The sequence below is a fragment of the Lysinibacillus sp. A1 genome (assembly GCF_000801965.1).
In the GTDB taxonomy this organism is placed as follows: domain Bacteria; phylum Bacillota; class Bacilli; order Bacillales_A; family Planococcaceae; genus Lysinibacillus; species Lysinibacillus fusiformis.
Window position 1 is genome coordinate 15,109 of record NZ_JSZM01000035.1, and the last position, 16,564, is coordinate 31,672.

Consider the following 16,564-nt stretch of genomic DNA (forward strand, 5'->3'; position numbering starts at 1 on the left):
TATTTGTAATATAGTTTGATAAAAATAACTTCGTATTTAAATAAAACCCACGCATTTTGATCAAACTTTTTTCAAAATGCGTGGGTTTCTTCTATTATCAAATCAACGATTTATAAAATCAACGATTGCAACAAACTTTTAATCAAACTTTATTCCAAACCAACACTTTTGTGTCTTATTAATTTGCTTTAAGTGACCATTTACACAGAGTAATTTAAACTTTATGAGTTTTCATCTGTCCATAATAAAATGTCTAAAAGTTCTTGTCCATATACAAGTACAGATATTATGGGTAGTTGATGAATCAAAGCCTCCTCCACGCCAAATAATTTTAGTTTACATAATATAAATACCTTGGTCACAACTTTCTAATTATCGGTTGCTTCCCATAATTTATCGTTCAAAAGGAGATTATTCGTTTAAATAATGCTAATTATCGTTTAATGTAGATTTGTCCAATATTTATGAAAATTATTCATAAGTGTGAACAAACTAAGCTGCTTGATACCTTATCTTAACAAAAGAAAAAAAGTTGATATGGAGTATTTCTCCTTATCAATTTTTTTATTTTTATGAAATGATTTTGTGGATGGTTTAGTCAAATTAGTTGGTAGCAATATCAAGGAAATTCGGAAATTGAAAAAACTAACGCAGGAAGAATTGGCCGAAAAATGTGGACTGCAAACTTCATATTTGGCTGGGGTTGAAAGAGGGGATAGGAATATTACTATTCAGACCTTAGAAAAAATTACGGAAGGCTTGGAAGAAGCACCTAGTAGTATTTTTAAATTTGACACACTAAATTTCGATAATAAGTACTTTGAGAAAAAAGAGTTGGTTATAATATTACAAAATCTAATTGAGGACAGAAATGAATCAGAAATCAGGTTGATTTTAAATATTGCGAATGAAGTATTTAATACTTATGAAAAAAAAGAGAAATAATCAAGAATTCCTTTTAACTTCATAAACCACTCAGTAGAGTGGTTTATTTTTATATTAAGAACAAAATAATCATTTAATAACAATAGGGTTAAAATTATTGGTTTTTATTTTTAAGATAAATACTTGCAAATTACAAATAATTTAAAGGGAATAAGAATGAAATAGCTGTTAGATACAGTTGTTATTGGAGGAGGGCAGGCTGGAAGTGAGCGCGTTTTTTTATTTTATAATTACCGTTTGTGTTCTAATCTGTCAAAGGCACAATATTTAACTGATAATCAATCTTAATATCCATCTTCTTGAATATTTCAATCCATTCTTTTTCATCCATTGGTTTTGAAAAAGGTTTTAATGTATGAATACCTAGCTGTAATGGATCTACCTTTAATTCTTGCATCTTTTTTATTAGCTCTTGTGTTTGTTTTTCAAGTTTGAATTGGATTTCTTTTTTCAAATCTTCTAATTCCTTTGGTTCAAAAATTTGCTTTTCTCCCCGGTATTCTTCAATTCTCGAGTCTAAATTCACTGTATAGGTCATTGTAGACAAGCTATTATTGATCTCTACTTTCGTATTAGACCTAACATGACCTAGAACAACTTCTAAATCTGGGATTGGCAGAACTGATAAGTAGTAATCATCTTTTAACAGTTGGAAGATGCGATCATCAAAAGTTGTTATTATTTCAACTAGTTTATCATTTTGAAACAGGGCTGTACCTTCATAACTGATAGCGTCATTTTCTATTTTAAATACAGGTAAGAAAGGATCTGAATAAGGCGTATATAATAAATTTTTAAATTCATGTAAATTAACAACGCTAATTTCGCCCTGATTCTTTTCCTCATAATGCTTCAGCATTCGGTAAAAAGAGTAATCAAGATTGTCTTGTTTATCCAATTGATTTTCCAAGTAACCTTCAAAATTTCCTTTTACAACAACTAAATAAATTCTTAAAGAAATATCAGGATCATTTAATAACACATTAATAATGGACATAATTCCTTCTTTACCAATGTCTTCATTAATAATCAGCATTCTCATTTGCCCAGATTTCATTTCCTGGTAAAAGTTTGAGTTAAAGACCATTAATCCTTCTTTTATTAAGCTTACTTCTCGCGTCATCACACTCTTTTTTTCTTTGCTTAGAGGAGGCAATATCGTACTAATTTTTATTTTACCTTCATCCCCTTTACGAAGTGATAAAAATGTGACTGGAGCAAGCTCTTCAATAATGTTATTTTCAGTAAATGGGGCACATCCAGTTAACCATACTGCAATAAATAAAATTGAGAATTTTTTAGCAATCTTCTTTCGTAGTATCATGTTTATGAACTCCCTTTATCTTCATAGCTACGATAATAATAATTGGAACCGCAAAATAACTTAAGCTTCCTGCAATAATTTGAAGATTAAGTAAAACAACTTGTTTTTCATCTGACTTCCAAATCCATTCATTCACAAGTAACATTCCAATAAAAATTATAAATACACTGAAAAAAAAGCCTATACGACTGGAAGGTTTATACACTTTCTCGTTAACTACTTTAGATGCTCCATAAAAAAACAGAAGAAAAATTGATCCCGCAAAGACGATGTTAAATAATTCTAAGGCAAGCATGACCATATCAATACGTTCAATTACTGGATTTTGAAAGTAACGGGCCATAGTGACAATTGGAAATGGGGTTTTGCTTAAATAATTGGAACCGAAATAGAATAAGGATGCCATATAAAAGGTTACATACTCTATAACGGTTAGCGCATTTCCATAAGACAAATAACGAAATGTCCTATTATTTGCTTTAAACCATGGTCCTAAAAAAACCAGAAATTCAGGCCCTGAAAAAGAAGATAATATTAATAATATTCCTTTCCAGGAATCCCTTGTTAATTCCATTGGAATAATAGGGTACAAATCACTGAGATGAGCTATTGGAGGAAAGAAGAAAAATACAAAGAATAAGAACATCCAAAATGTACAAAAAAAAGAAATTATGACAAAACGTATCGTTTTTCCAACACCCTTCCAAGCTACATACAAACAAGTCAACAGTATAAAAAAGATAAGCCAATTGGAATCTGTAGCTGGAAACATAAATATTTGTACTATTTCGGTGAAGCCTAACATAATAACGAAAAGTTTAAGCAGGATAAAGAACAGACCGACCAAAGAAAGAAAACGTACAAGTTCTTTTCCGAATAATTGGACAAATCCGTTATAACCGTCGCTAGAAAACCGGGTTAAAAACCATCTGGATAAAAGAAGAATGTTTAGTTGGGACAATAAGCCGACCAATATAATAACCCAAACCATATATGGATGGATTAAATACCTCGGCATAATTAAGAAAAAGTAAAGTAATTGGAGGCGATTAACCATCAACATGATATAGAACCCGTTATAGGTTTCATTCTTATTAAATAATTGAAGGGCTTCCATCAGTTCATCTCCTAGCTTGATATCTTTTCTTCTTCAGTGGTTTAAGATGTTCCGGCCGTTCCTTCATTTTAACTAAAGGCCCTCTAATGAATAAATCAAGCCAATCTTTTCCGTAGAAAGGAGCTACAGGAGATAAATATGGCTGCCTTAGTGAAGATAATCCATTAAGGTGAGCTAAAATGATAATCATCGCAAGAACAATCCCTATAATCCCTAGAAAAGAAGAACACACAAGAAGAATGAATTGAATTAATGAATTTGCCTTTGTCACAAGGTAATTAGGAACAAGAAAGGATGCGATAGTTGAAATCCCTACCATGACAATTAACACTTTACTAGCCAAACCAGCCTCAACTGCGGCTTGACCAATTACAATCCCCCCAATAACCCCAAGTGTTTGACCAGTCTTTGTTGGCATCCTTAAACTTGCTTCTTTTATAATTTCAATAAAAATCAACATTATAAATGCTTCCCAAAAAGGAGTGAATGGAAGCTTGCTCCTTGATTCCACCAAGACGAAAAGCGTTTGTAAAGGAATCATTTGATAGTGATGAGTTGTTAGTGCCACGTAGAAGGGAATTAATGTGATAGAAAGAATAAAACTTACATATCTTATGATGCGCAAAAAACTCGCAACGACCCATCGATTAATATAATCCTCTGGTGATTGGAACAAATGAAACATAGTAATTGGGGCAACCAGCGCAAAAGGTGTATTGTCTACCAGGATCGAAATTTTTCCTATTCCCAGAGAATAAGCAACAACATCAGGTCGGTCAGTCTGCTGAAACTGAGGAAAAATACTGTCTGGATTTTCCTCAATAAATGCAGCTACTTGAGATGATTCAAAGAAGAGATCATAATTAATTTCCAAAATTTTCTTTTTAGCAATTGAAACAAATTCTGGATTGGTCAGTCCTTCTATGTACAATAAGACAACATTTGTCTCACTTAAAGAACCGACGGTGAACTTCTCTGTTTTCAGTTCATGTGTTGGAATGCGTTTCCGAATAAGCGTAATATTTTGTTCAAGCTGTTCACTGAAGCTGTCTTTTGCTCCTAATAGGATGGTTTCGGTATCCGATGGCTCAATTGCACGTCCAAGGGGATTTTTTAATGGGATAGCGAACCAAAGGTTTAACGAAGTGTCAAATAACACAACAGATCCTGTAAACAGCTGCGTTTTTGCTTCATTTAAAGTAGAAATGGAGTTTATTGTTGAATGAACAAAGCATTCTTGAATGGACTGTTTGGAACAATTAGATAAAGGTTTTACAATGCTTTCATTTAATCTTTCTTGGTCAATTAAGGTTCTTATGTAGATAAGAACAACGTGTTGATTTTCAGAAATGTTAAGCTCGACAAATTCAGCATCATCCATTTGAACGAGGGCTTTTTTTAGAGACTCTATTGATATTTTTAATTCTACGTTTGATTGAGAAATAGGCTTATTTTCATTTGATTGTATTTTCCGAAACATGTACATTCCTCATCTCTATAAAAAAATGCATCTTTGAAAGTACGGTAAAATTCCATATTAATTCGATTTTTAGCTCTTTGAATGTTAAGTATTTATACAACATAACCACCTAAGACATCAAAGGTGTTCCATACAACAAGCCTTACGCTCCATCCATTCTTCTAACAATTGGGGAGTACAAGAGCATTAATGAGCTTTTAAATAATTTCACTCGAATATAACTAGCTAATAGGGAGTCGCTGACGTCAAATTGTAACGCTTCTATTTGCCACTATCATAACGATTTGTATGATTCAACATTTAGCTTTACCAGATACGGATGGATTTACACACCAGCAAGCTCCATTATTAAATATCTTACTTTTTTTCCGCTATTATTTTTGCTGACTAATGGCACTATGAATATTGCTAGTGATAAAGAATCAGGCTGGCTTGGGTAATAACGAAAATATTTATAGATGAGTCAATAGTTCTTAACCCACGAAGTATATTGTAATATGTGTAGTCTTAGCAGGAGTTATCCTGTGTTTTTTATTATCGTCTAAGGGCTAAGTAAATGGATTTTCTTTAAAAAAGACCTTGGACAAAAAAGCATTTTTTATAGGGGAATACCATCGTATTAAGCAACATACTTTAGGTAATCGAAAAAAACATTTTATGTAAATATTAATTGAGAAGAATTATTTATATATTTTATAGTGCTAAATGCAAATTTTCATCACCAAAAATAATTGTTTGGGAACATTCAAAAAGCCACGAAACGCCTTCATATCAGCGTTTCGTGGCTTTCATTTTAAAATCGTTTGTGAGCTCGTTATTCAACTGAAGTTTTATCAGCATTTTCTTTCAAAAATTCTCTGAAATTATCTCCCCAATCACAAATGGAATTTACAACAGGTTCTAAGCGTAAACCAATTTCACTTAGTTGATACTCTACTCTAGGAGGCACAACAGGGTATACATCTCTAACAATGATTTGATCTTCTTCTAATTCCCTTAATTGTCTAATTAACATACGTTGATTGACATCGGGAAGGTATCGCTGTATTTCACTTAACCTTAAAGGAGACTGTTGGAGTAAACACCATATAATAGCTATTTTCCAACGTCCACCTATAACGGATAAAGCCAAATCTTTGCCAGTGAAAAAAGTTTTTTCTTTATAATGGATTTCCATATATTGTTACCCCTTTACTATTAATGTTTCATTTATAGTGACAAAAAAGTCAGTATTGTATAGTTTATCATAAAGTGTAATCATGGGAAAAGTAATTATTAGTAAGGAAAAGAAAGAAGGTATTCATTTGAAGAGTAGAGCTGCTGTGGCATTTAAACCAGGTGAGCCACTAGAAATTGTAGAAATAGATGTTGAAGAACCAAAGGCAAAAGAGGTATTAGTAAAAATTCTATATACTTCTGTCTGCCATACAGATGCATTTACCTTATCAGGTGATGATCCAGAAGGCGTATTTCCTGCTGTACTAGGTCATGAAGGTGCTGGGATAGTCATTGCTGTAGGTGATGAAGTTACTTTAGTAAAACCTGGGGACCATGTTATTCCACTATACACGGCTGAATGTGGAGAATGTAAATTCTGTCGTTCTGGTAAAACAAACCTATGTAGTGCAGTACGAGAAACTCAGGGTAAAGGTTTAATGCCTGACGGAACAACTCGTTTCTCATATAATGGTGAACCTATTTATCACTACATGGGAACAAGCACATTCAGTGAATATACAGTCGTGCCTGAAATCTCTTTAGCGAAAATTAACAAAGAAGCGCCGCTTGATAAAGTTGGTCTATTTGGATGCGGTGTTACTACAGGGATTGGCGCTGTACACAACACAGCAAAAGTGCAAGAAGGAGCTGTGACAGCCGTATTTGGTTTAGGAGCCATTGGATTAGCTGCTATTCAAGGTTTGGTTCAAGCAAAAGCAAGCCGAATTATTGCTATTGACTTAAAGGAGGATAAATATGAATTAGCTAAAAAAATGGGTGCAACTGATTTTCTAAATCCATCTAAATTTGATAAACCAATTCAAGAAGTCATTGTTGAAATGACGGATGGAGGAGTAGATTATAGCTTCGAGTGTATTGGAAATGTTGAAGTAATGAGGTCTGCTCTGGAATGTTGTCATAAAGGTTGGGGTGAAAGTACGATTATCGGTGTAGCAGGCGCAGGTAAAGAGATTCATACTCGTCCATTTCAACTAGTAACAGGTCGAGTATGGCGTGGTTCTGCCTTTGGAGGTGTGAAAGGCAGAACGCAGCTTCCAGGAATGGTTGATGATTATATGAATGGTGAAATCGATATCGATTCGTTTATCACACACCACTTAAACTTTACAGACATCAATGAAGCATTTGATTTACTTCATAAGGGGGAGTCCATTCGTACGATGTTAACATATGGAGAGTGAGAAAGTGAGTCTTAAACTTATTGAAAAACATCGCTCTTTCGGCGGTGAGCAATATAAATACCGTCATTATTCACAAAGTTTAAAATGTGATATGACATTTAGTATCTACTTACCAGCAAATAAAGAAGAAAAAAAAATCCCCCTAATTTGGTGGCTATCTGGCTTAACTTGTACAGATGATAATTTTAGTCAAAAAAGTGGATTTCAAAGATTAGCTGAAAAATATCAAGTGGCAGTAATTATTCCGGATACTTCACCACGTGGGGATAATGTTGCTAATAATGAGGGATGGGATCTTGGACAAGGGGCAGGTTTTTATTTAAATGCGACACAAGATCCTTGGGCAAAGCACTATAACATGTATACGTATATAGTAGATGAATTAACTGCCATTGCGACATCTTTAATACCTCATTATTCAGGTGAACAAAGTATAATGGGTCACTCCATGGGGGGACATGGCGCATTAGTGATTGGTATGAAAAATGCTACCATATTCAAAGCGATTTCTGCCTTTTCGCCTATTTCAAATCCTAGTGAAGTCCAATGGGGAATAAATGCGTTCTCAACTTATTTAGGTGAAGATAAAGCTTCCTGGAAAGAATGGGATGCGTCAGAACTGGTCAAAGAAGCTGGTATGCCGCCTATTCTCATTACGCAAGGAATGCAAGATGAGTTTTATCCAAAACAATTAGACGAAACAAATTTTTTAAAGAATGCAAGGGAAAATAATCAGGTAGTACATTACAAGAAAGCTGAAGGTTATGATCATAGTTATTTCTTTATTGCAACTTTTTTAGAGGAGCATTTCGCTTTCCATATGGAGTACTTAAGATAATTTCTTTTATATCCACATTTTAGCAGAATGTGGATATTCTCGATCATTTCCTTTTGTCGTGCATTGCAGGTAACTAAATAATATATAAGAAACAGCTGAAGGGGTGAGCAAATTGGGGGCTATTTTTAAAATGGATTATAAAAAAATGTTAGTTAATGACCATGTGAAACCATACTTATTAAAAGCTCATTATGGGATTGAAAAAGAAAGTAAACGAGTAGATTTATCCGGAAATTTAGCTAAAACGGATCATCCTAAAAGTATTTCTCAACAAGATGACCATCCGTATATTCAGCGGGATTTTTCAGAATTACAGATGGAATTAATTACACCTGTTACTGATACATTGAACGAACTTTTTGATTATTTAGCAGCAATCCATGATGTTGCTTATCGTTCTATGGGTGAGAATGAAATGCTTTGGCCATTAAGCATGCCGCCACAGTTACCAGAGAAAGACGAAGATATTGTAATGGCGAAATTGAAAAGTGCTGAAAATGTTCGATATCGACAATCATTATCGAATTCTTATGGCCGTCGTAAACAAATGCTTTGCGGTGTTCATTTTAACTTCGAGTTTGGCGATGAGTTAATTCAAGCATTATTTAACGCACAATCGGAGATTAAAGAGTATCAGCATTTTAAAACAGAGATTTATCTAAAAGCTACAAGAAACTATTTGCACTATCGATGGTTAGTTACTTATTTTTATGGAGCTTCTCCTAGAAGTGAAAAGAATTTCTTTGAAGAAAATTTATTGAATGAGGTAGTAAGAAGCATTAGAAGCAGTAAATATGGTTATACGAATTCGAAAGATGTTCAAGTGTCATATAGTAGTATACAGAATTATGTATCAGACCTTTCTTCGATGGTTAAAAGAGGGCTTCTATCAACAGAAAGAGAATTTTATTCACCTGTCCGTTTAAGAGGAGGACATCATGTTTCAGAACTAGAGGATAACGGTATTAAATATATTGAATTGCGAAATATAGATTTAAATCCTTTTGAAACATACGGCATTAGCTATGAACAAGCAGAATTTCTCCATCTTTTCTTAATTTATTTACTATGGAAAGATGAAGGGGAAAATAGTGATGAGTGGGTAAAAATAGGCGAATGTTACAATGATATAGTGGCTCTTGAGCATCCATTAGAGCATACACAATTTGAAAAAGAAGCAAAAAAAATGATTGATGAGATGAAACATTTAGCAACAATTTTAAATTTGACTATTTCAGATACGTTATTTGTTCATCTGAAAGAAATGCTAATGGATCCAAGTAAGACTTTAGCTGGAAGACTTTTTGAAGAAAGTGAAAAATGCAGTCAACGTCAATTGGCTACGTCGATTGCTAAAGAAAATTATAAAAAATCATGGGATAAGCCATATCAATTAGCAGGATTTACTGACATGGAGTTGTCTACTCAGATTTTAATGTTTGATGCGATCCAACAAGGAATCCAAGTAGAAATCTTGGATCGACAAGACCAATTTCTGAAGCTGAAATTAAAAGAACATGTTGAATATGTAAAAAATGGTAATATAACAAGTAAAGATAATTATGTATCCACTTTAATTATGGAAAATAAAACAGTAACAAAGAAAATTCTTCAACAACATGGATTTCGTGTGCCGAAAGGGAAGGAATTTCAGACAATTGAACAGGCTCTACGTAGCTATGATCTCTTTTCCTCCAAACCTTTTGTTGTGAAGCCGAAAACAACAAACTATGGATTAGGAATATCAATCTTCAAAGAAGGCTCAAATTATGAAGATTATCAAAAAGCCATTATATTAGCATTTAAAGAAGACTCTTCCATATTAGTAGAAGAATTTCTAAAAGGAACAGAATATCGATTTTTTGTATTAAATGATCGAGTAAAAGCTGTTTTACTAAGAGTTCCTGCGAATGTTAAAGGTGACGGTAAACATACAATCGAAGAGTTAGTCATGCAAAAGAATCGTAACCCGTTAAGAGGAAGAGACCATCGGACACCTTTAGAAATTATCCAGTTAGGTGAATTAGAGAATCTTATGCTTAAAGCTCAAGGATATCAAGTCAATTCGATTCCTAAAATGGATGAAATCATCTTTCTGCGTGAAAATTCCAATATTAGTACAGGTGGAGACTCGATTAATGTGACGGATCTAATTCCTGATGATTATAAAAAAATAGCAGTGGATGCAGTAGCTTCATTGGGAGCTAAAATTTGTGGTATTGATTTGATTATTGAAAATGGTAATAAAAATGCTTATGGAATTATTGAAGCCAACTTTAATCCATCTATGTATATGCACATCTATCCATATAAAGGAGAGACTCGACGTTTAACTATGCATATCATACATTATTTATTTCCTGAACTATTGCTTAGTCAGTCAAATTAGGGGCACCACTAGCGAAATGCGGATTTCCGACGTTAAGCTGTTGAGTAACAAGTGATAATAAAGTAATTTGATGTTCCAATCTCAAATATTTTAACCACGTCCTGAGTAAGGACGTGGTTTTAAATGCTGTGTATATAATGCTATACTATGCAAATGTTAAACGATTGAACGATTATGTGATAATTAACTTCGTTTTTCCTTATAGTTTACGGGTCGCAGATAAGACACTTTGTTTATTTGTAAACGGTTATGATAGATTAAAATTAGTAAAGAAAGAATAAACCAATATAAAAGGGTTTCATATTGCGCTGTGTGAGAGCAATCGAGTTGACCAAAGGTACGTGAGACTGAATGTCACTGCGTTTTACATCACTCTGATTTAGTGGTAAATACTTAAAATACAGTATGTACAGGGAAAAGTAAGAATGTCCGGACATTCTTGTCCTTTTTATTTTTTTAAAAAATGAACTGTCTGGACTTTCTTGTCCAAAATGTCTGTAGTTTCTTGTCCGTATACAAGTGTGTAAACTTTGTGTCCAGATTTTTATAATTTTCCATTAAATTGTGAATGTGCGTACTTTGTGTCCCGAAATGAGACATCTTTGTGTCCTTGTACATTATGGGTAGTTGATGAATCAAGGCCTCCTCCACGCCAAATAATTTTAGTTTACATAATATAAATTATAGGAAGTTATGTTTCATTGAAAAGTATACTAATAATAGTGAGACGAAATTGAAAAAATTAGCGTATTAAAGGCTTATATTGGGACAATAACATATTTATATGTATAACCAATGACCACGCCGTTTTTTATAAAATTTTATCTGTTAAAATAAATTTCATAAAAAGACAACAAGCAAGTAATTTATACCTGCTTGTTGTTACCCAACGTTTTTTATTTACAGATGTACATCTTTACTTTACATACTTATTAATTAATTAATTAATTAATTAATAGTACCCATAGTTTCAATTCATCATTCCATTAAATAATTCGCTATTACAGCTGAAACTCCAATAAAAAAATACACCCTTGATAAAACCTTCAATTGCATGATTATTTAGTTCTCAAATCTCATTTCATCTCTCCAAATACAGCCTTTTTAAGGCTCAAACCCAGCTTGGCTCACATACACTTGATTTTCAGGAAAAACTTCAATAAATCGGTTGTATACATTTTTAAGAACATGTGGTCCGTACCATTCCTCTAAACCAAGTTGGGCATATTTCTTTTCAATACCAAGTTTTCGTGTGCGTTTACCACCACTGCCATCGCCCATGAAGTAGTCGTCGATACAGATCCGATTGACATATGGCTTTAGTTTCAACGGAAAATGGTCCCCGCTTGGTAATATGGGAGCTATAGCGACTTGGGTTGGTATGCCTGCAGCTGCTAATTTTTCCAATGTTTTAAAGCGCGCCTGGATTGGCGGTGCCTTCGGAGTGAAATGTTTTCGTATCGTTTCGGAATCGGTTTCAATCGTCATACTTACTCGAACTTTGTCCTTCAATTGTTGCAGCAAATCGATATCTCGACTTAGCAGTGGGCTTCTAGTTTGTATCAATAAGAAGTCAGGTGGATCTTCTACCATAACTTCTAGTAAAGATCGTGTCACCTTTTCCTTTTGCTCTATTGGTTGATATGGATCTGTACTTGATGACATAAAAATGGTTACATTTCCTTTAGCTTTGGCGCGCTGAAGTTCTTTTTTTAATAAATGTGCAGCTCCATTTTTTACATCTACCCAATTTCCCCATTCTCCTTCCCGAAATAGAGATACTGGCATTTCACGTACATAGCAATAGGAACATCCAAATGAACAGCCTGTATAAGGATTAAGTGAATGCGTATATCCGGAAAGGAAGCCAGTCCCTTTATTTAGAATGGTTTTTGGATTTTTATAGAATAATTCACTACTCATGACGGCATCTCCAATCGTTGTACAGCCATAATTAGATTACTCAATGCTGTAATGAAGCTCGCTTTTCCAGATTAAGTAGCCATGTTTTCATTTCTAACCCGCCTCGATAGCCAGTTAATGAGCCATTTTTTCCTATTACGCGATGGCATGGCACCGTAATTAATACTGGATTAGCCCCGATAGCCGCTCCAACTGCCCGAACAGCTGCTGGTTTATTAATATCATGTGCAATATCGGAATAAGATTTCGTCTGTCCATAAGGTATATCACAAAGTGCCTGCCAGACTGCTTGCTGGAATGGTGTACCTACGTACTCAAACGGAATCGTAAAGGATTTCCGTCTTCCGTCTAGATACTGTGTGATTTCAACGACAAAGGGCTCAAGTTTTTCAGTATTTTCAACAAGTGGACTTCCTGGAAAGTGTTTCGTCGCCCATTCCACTAATTCCTCGAATGGCTTGTTCTGTGAACCTATAAACACAAGACCTTTTGACGTTGACGCTATATAGAAGCTCCAATCTTTAAACTTTAGTAAAGACCAGTAAAGGGTTGGCTTATTCAATTTTTCCATTGTCCTGTTCCTCCATCTTCCTCATTTGACGAAATTGCGCTGGGGTCTGCCCCGTTTTCTTTTTAAATAATGTAATAAAATAAGGCGTATTAGCCACCCCCACACAAATAGCGATATCTCCAATCGCTTTATTTGTCTGAATCAAATACTTTTTAGCTGCGTGCACTCTTACTTGCTGTATATACTCAACTGGCGTAATACCCTTAATTTTTTTAAATGTTCGCTGCATATGATACGGACTTCCATGACAAATGCTTGCTAACGATTCTAGCGTTAGTTTCTCTGTGAAATTTTTATCAATATACTCTGTAATTAAATTAACCCACTCGCTATCAGGCAGATTTTCATTAGTAGGCTTGCACCGTTTACAAGGGCGAAAATTTGCACGGAGAGCTTGTTCTGCGTTTTGAAATATGCATACATTTTCTTTTTTCGGAACGCGTGATTTACAAGAAGGCTTACAAAATATCCCTGTTGACTTCACAGCGTAAAAAAATTGATTATTGTACGCTATATCATTATTTATAATGGCTTGCCATTTCTCTTCTGTTATCAGTTCTACATCATTCGAATGTCTTTGAGTATAGCTCTCTTTGTGGCCGTGATCCATTCTATTTGGCATTTTCTCACCTCAACTTATAATATACTCCCTATCCATTCAAAATGGACATTTCAAAGAATGGAATAGCAAAATATTGAAATTTAATGTTTATTTAGAATCGTGAAAAATGATTCCAAGACCATATCGTTCTCCCGAAATAACCGTGCTTACACCGTGCCGTACTGTATTTTTATAATAGCCCTTTTTACCGAGAACAGGTCTGTGGTTAGTTGGAAAAATAAGTGCACTGCCTTGCTCTAACGTAATGACATGTCCCCTGCTTTGAGCACGTGGGATTTGTTCTACTAATAAAGATTCTCCACCGGAAAAGTCTTTCTCACGTTGATTTAATACAAACACTACTTGAAACGGAAAAAATAGATCGCCATATAAATCTTGATGCAAACAATTAAATCCGCCTGTTTGATACTTTAATAGTAAAGGTGTCGGTCTCGTTTGATTAAACTCCTCACAGGTGTTCAAAAAATCTTGAAGCTGTTCTGGATACTGCTCTGTTTTCTTTAAATAGCTCAGCCACCGATTAGCTGTTTTCGCTAATTCTAAATAAAAAGACTCTCTTAAATGTTGGAGGATGTCGGGTAATGGATACGAAAAATATTTGTATTCCCCATTTCCAAAGCGATATCTCGTCATATTGATGGTCGTTCTGTAGGACTCTTCCTTCCCATACATTTCCATGAAAAATTCACATTCTTCTTTTGTTAAAATTGCTGGAAGCTTTGCAAAACCTTGCTCATCTAATTCATTTTGAATGGACTCCCAATCTAGACTTTCGACACGTGTCTTTATGTCCTGTATCATATTATCCCTCCTATTTAGCATTCTTGATAATTTACACTATAACCTCATCAATCGAAAAAAATAAGGTGTTTAGAATGTAATAGCAAGATAACAAAATTACTAAAGATGATGATGTGATAAAGTAAAAATGACATCAATGTATTTTGTAAAGGAGAATGAAAAAATGATATGGCATGAAGTCAAGAATAGTATTGTCATTACCCTACCTGAACAGTTCAACATGAATGCCAATCTAGGCTATCTATCAAGAGAACAGAATGAATGCATGTATGAAATAGAGAGCGATAGCATTACAAAAGTGATAACTATCGGTGAAATTCGGTCCTTAGTACAGATAAACGTCATTAATAATAAACAAATGATTGTTCAATTCTTAAATGAATCTAGCCCTATTGAAAGGCGGAAATGCGAAGAAATTGTCAAATTTATTGATGAGTGGTTTGATCTTAATAATGATTTAACACCCTTTTATGAAATGGCAAAAGCAGATCCTTTACTTAAAGTACCTGCCCGAAACTTCTATGGATTACGAGTAATTGGCATTCCTGATTTATTTGAAGCTTTATGCTGGGGAGTTTTAGGCCAACAAATTAACTTAGCCTTCGCGTACACCTTAAAGAGGCAATTTGTTGAAAAATTTGGCGATTTCATCGAATGGAATGGTAAAAAATATTGGGTGTTCCCATCGTACGAAAGAATTGCACAGTTAACACCCTCAGACCTGGCAGATATTAAAATGACGGTGAAAAAAAGTGAATATATCATTGGCATTGCGAAATTAATGGCAAGTGGAGAATTGTCGAGGGAAAAATTAATGAAAATGGATTTTAAAGATGCTGAAAAAAGCTTAATTAAAATACGAGGAATAGGCCCTTGGACAGCCAATTATGTTTTAATGCGCTGCCTTAGGTTCCAGACAGCCTTTCCAATCGATGATGTGGGTCTTATTAATTCGATAAAACTATTACAAAATATGAATCGAAAGCCGACGAAAGATGAGATCTTGGAATTATCGATACCATGGAAAAACTGGGAATCCTACGCCACCTTTTATTTATGGCGTGTCCTTTACTAAATAAGTTTAGGATGAGAACAATTATAAAGAGCATGCTTTGAAACAAATGAATCAAAACATGCTCTCTGCCTCTTCGCTTCAAAATTCATTTTAAAGCTGTAAATCCTTCATACAATCAATTGTTGTTTTTATAAACGCTTTGACAGCGGGAAGAGATTGTTTCTTTGATCGAGTAATAATGCTTATTTCACGGGAAGGTTCGGGAAAGATAGGTTTTACAAGGGTACCTTGTAAATTATAGGGTAAAGCTAGCTCTGGCATGATGGTAATGCCTAATCCTTCCCGTACCATAGCAATAATAGTTTGATTATCTTCCACATTAAACTGGATGTTTGGGGAAACTTCTTGTTCCTTTAAAAATTTCATAACACCTACCTCACATCCTAGCTTGGGCATAATAAAAGCCTCGCCTTGAAGATCCTCCACTTTTACTTGTCCATTTATTGCAAGATGATGATGAATTGGTAATGTGAGGACTAATCTATCGCTTAATATAGGAATTGTCTCCAAATGATCCAAGGGGTTACTTAAGGACGTGAAACCTATATCCACTTTCCCCTCTTCTACCCAACGCGTTATTTGATCATAGCTACCCTCATAAAAGTTTATTTCAATTCCCTTAAATTTTCCTCTAAACCTTGATATGATAGTAGGCAACACTTTTGATGAGAAACTTGAAAAGCTACCAATGTTTATTTTTCCATTTTGGATACCTAAAATTGAAGCTGTTTCTTGTTTAATGCTTTCGGCTTCGGTTAGGATATTTCTCATATGTTTTATAATACGTTCTCCACTATCTGTTAATGAGATTCCATTTCTTCCTCTATTCAAAAGTGTAATACCTAGTTCTGACTCTAAAGAAGCGATATTATGACTGATTCCAGACTGTGTCATCGCCAATACTTCACCTGCTCTTGTGAAGTTTCCCATATCGACTACTTTGACGAATATTTCTATTTGCAACAGGTTCACAATATACCCCCATATACGATTAATCTTTCCATTCGACTTCCTCATGTTGATGATCAAAAACATGAATTTTACTTATTAATTCTATCA

Annotated in this window: 14 protein-coding genes; 5 read left to right on the top strand and 9 right to left on the bottom strand. The window is 34.3% G+C overall.

What is annotated here, in order from left to right; translation table 11 throughout:
- Positions 1 to 636: 636 nt before the first annotated feature.
- Positions 637 to 945 (top strand): helix-turn-helix domain-containing protein, encoded by a 309-nt coding sequence (locus PI85_RS20855; protein WP_217270109.1) that lies wholly within the window; start codon positions 637 to 639, stop codon positions 943 to 945.
- Positions 946 to 1,189: 244 nt separating this feature from the next.
- Here the strand turns inward: PI85_RS20855 and PI85_RS20860 are convergent, their stop codons facing one another.
- From PI85_RS20860 to PI85_RS20875, 4 genes are all read right to left on the bottom strand, one after another.
- A complete protein-coding gene (locus tag PI85_RS20860) occupies positions 1,190 to 2,269 on the bottom strand; it encodes a Ger(x)C family spore germination protein (protein WP_036125950.1) in 1,080 nt (359 codons plus the stop codon).
- Complete coding sequence (locus PI85_RS20865; protein WP_042737462.1) at positions 2,244 to 3,386, bottom strand: GerAB/ArcD/ProY family transporter; 1,143 nt, start codon at positions 3,384 to 3,386, stop codon at positions 2,244 to 2,246. Before PI85_RS20865 ends, PI85_RS20860 begins: the two co-directional genes overlap by 26 nt.
- A gap of 4 nt (positions 3,387 to 3,390) precedes the next feature.
- Positions 3,391 to 4,872 carry a spore germination protein gene (locus PI85_RS20870; RefSeq protein WP_082011613.1) on the bottom strand — a complete coding sequence of 494 codons (1,482 nt, stop codon included), beginning with the start codon at positions 4,870 to 4,872 and terminating at the stop codon, positions 3,391 to 3,393.
- Between the two features lie 808 nt (positions 4,873 to 5,680).
- Positions 5,681 to 6,043, bottom strand: coding sequence for a helix-turn-helix domain-containing protein (locus PI85_RS20875; RefSeq protein ID WP_024361768.1), 363 nt, complete (start codon positions 6,041 to 6,043; stop codon positions 5,681 to 5,683).
- A 127-nt stretch (positions 6,044 to 6,170) separates the two neighbouring features.
- On the opposite strand from PI85_RS20875, the gene PI85_RS20880 reads away from it, so the two are divergent.
- The 3 genes from PI85_RS20880 (at position 6,171) to gshAB (ending at position 10,513) form a co-directional block, all read left to right on the top strand.
- Positions 6,171 to 7,286: an S-(hydroxymethyl)glutathione dehydrogenase/class III alcohol dehydrogenase gene (locus PI85_RS20880; protein WP_024361769.1), complete on the top strand. Its 1,116-nt coding sequence runs from the start codon at positions 6,171 to 6,173 to the stop codon at positions 7,284 to 7,286.
- Positions 7,287 to 7,290: 4 nt separating this feature from the next.
- Positions 7,291 to 8,124, top strand: a complete 834-nt coding sequence (fghA, locus tag PI85_RS20885; protein ID WP_036127947.1) for an S-formylglutathione hydrolase — start codon at positions 7,291 to 7,293, stop codon at positions 8,122 to 8,124.
- A gap of 130 nt (positions 8,125 to 8,254) precedes the next feature.
- Positions 8,255 to 10,513, top strand: coding sequence for a bifunctional glutamate--cysteine ligase GshA/glutathione synthetase GshB (gene gshAB / locus PI85_RS20890; protein WP_036127951.1), 2,259 nt, complete (start codon positions 8,255 to 8,257; stop codon positions 10,511 to 10,513).
- Positions 10,514 to 11,617: 1,104 nt separating this feature from the next.
- On the opposite strand, the gene PI85_RS20895 is transcribed toward gshAB, so the two are convergent.
- The 4 genes from PI85_RS20895 to PI85_RS20910 all read right to left on the bottom strand — a co-directional run bounded on the left by PI85_RS20895 (position 11,618) and on the right by PI85_RS20910 (position 14,430).
- Positions 11,618 to 12,436, bottom strand: a complete 819-nt coding sequence (locus PI85_RS20895; protein WP_036125956.1) for a radical SAM protein — start codon at positions 12,434 to 12,436, stop codon at positions 11,618 to 11,620.
- Positions 12,437 to 12,476: 40 nt separating this feature from the next.
- On the bottom strand, positions 12,477 to 13,007 hold the full coding sequence (adaB, locus tag PI85_RS20900) for a methylated-DNA--[protein]-cysteine S-methyltransferase (RefSeq protein WP_036125958.1): 531 nt from the start codon (positions 13,005 to 13,007) through the stop codon (positions 12,477 to 12,479).
- Positions 12,991 to 13,629 (bottom strand): bifunctional transcriptional activator/DNA repair enzyme AdaA, encoded by a 639-nt coding sequence (locus tag PI85_RS20905; RefSeq protein ID WP_036125959.1) that lies wholly within the window; start codon positions 13,627 to 13,629, stop codon positions 12,991 to 12,993. Before PI85_RS20905 ends, adaB begins: the two co-directional genes overlap by 17 nt.
- Before the next feature lie 87 nt (positions 13,630 to 13,716).
- Complete coding sequence (locus tag PI85_RS20910) at positions 13,717 to 14,430, bottom strand: 2OG-Fe(II) oxygenase (RefSeq protein WP_036125961.1); 714 nt, start codon at positions 14,428 to 14,430, stop codon at positions 13,717 to 13,719.
- A gap of 163 nt (positions 14,431 to 14,593) precedes the next feature.
- Between PI85_RS20910 and PI85_RS20915 the strand changes: the two genes are divergently transcribed.
- A complete protein-coding gene (locus PI85_RS20915; RefSeq protein ID WP_036125964.1) occupies positions 14,594 to 15,505 on the top strand; it encodes a DNA-3-methyladenine glycosylase in 912 nt (303 codons plus the stop codon).
- A gap of 90 nt (positions 15,506 to 15,595) precedes the next feature.
- Here the strand turns inward: PI85_RS20915 and PI85_RS20920 are convergent, their stop codons facing one another.
- Positions 15,596 to 16,477: a LysR family transcriptional regulator gene (locus tag PI85_RS20920; RefSeq protein WP_036125965.1), complete on the bottom strand. Its 882-nt coding sequence runs from the start codon at positions 16,475 to 16,477 to the stop codon at positions 15,596 to 15,598.
- Positions 16,478 to 16,564: the final 87 nt, after the last annotated feature.

Excerpts from the sequence above, each read along its gene's own strand:
- PI85_RS20905 (WP_036125959.1), bottom strand. The coding sequence starts at position 13,629 with ATGCCAAATAGAATGGATCACGGCCACAAAGAGAGCTATACTCAAAGA.
- PI85_RS20915 (WP_036125964.1), top strand. The coding sequence starts at position 14,594 with ATGATATGGCATGAAGTCAAGAATAGTATTGTCATTACCCTACCTGAA.
- PI85_RS20860 (WP_036125950.1), bottom strand. The coding sequence starts at position 2,269 with ATGATACTACGAAAGAAGATTGCTAAAAAATTCTCAATTTTATTTATT.
- PI85_RS20870 (WP_082011613.1), bottom strand. The coding sequence starts at position 4,872 with ATGTACATGTTTCGGAAAATACAATCAAATGAAAATAAGCCTATTTCT.
- PI85_RS20865 (WP_042737462.1), bottom strand. The coding sequence starts at position 3,386 with ATGGAAGCCCTTCAATTATTTAATAAGAATGAAACCTATAACGGGTTC.
- PI85_RS20875 (WP_024361768.1), bottom strand. The coding sequence starts at position 6,043 with ATGGAAATCCATTATAAAGAAAAAACTTTTTTCACTGGCAAAGATTTG.
- gshAB (WP_036127951.1), top strand. The coding sequence starts at position 8,255 with ATGGATTATAAAAAAATGTTAGTTAATGACCATGTGAAACCATACTTA.
- PI85_RS20895 (WP_036125956.1), bottom strand. The coding sequence starts at position 12,436 with ATGAGTAGTGAATTATTCTATAAAAATCCAAAAACCATTCTAAATAAA.
- PI85_RS20910 (WP_036125961.1), bottom strand. The coding sequence starts at position 14,430 with ATGATACAGGACATAAAGACACGTGTCGAAAGTCTAGATTGGGAGTCC.
- adaB (WP_036125958.1), bottom strand. The coding sequence starts at position 13,007 with ATGGAAAAATTGAATAAGCCAACCCTTTACTGGTCTTTACTAAAGTTT.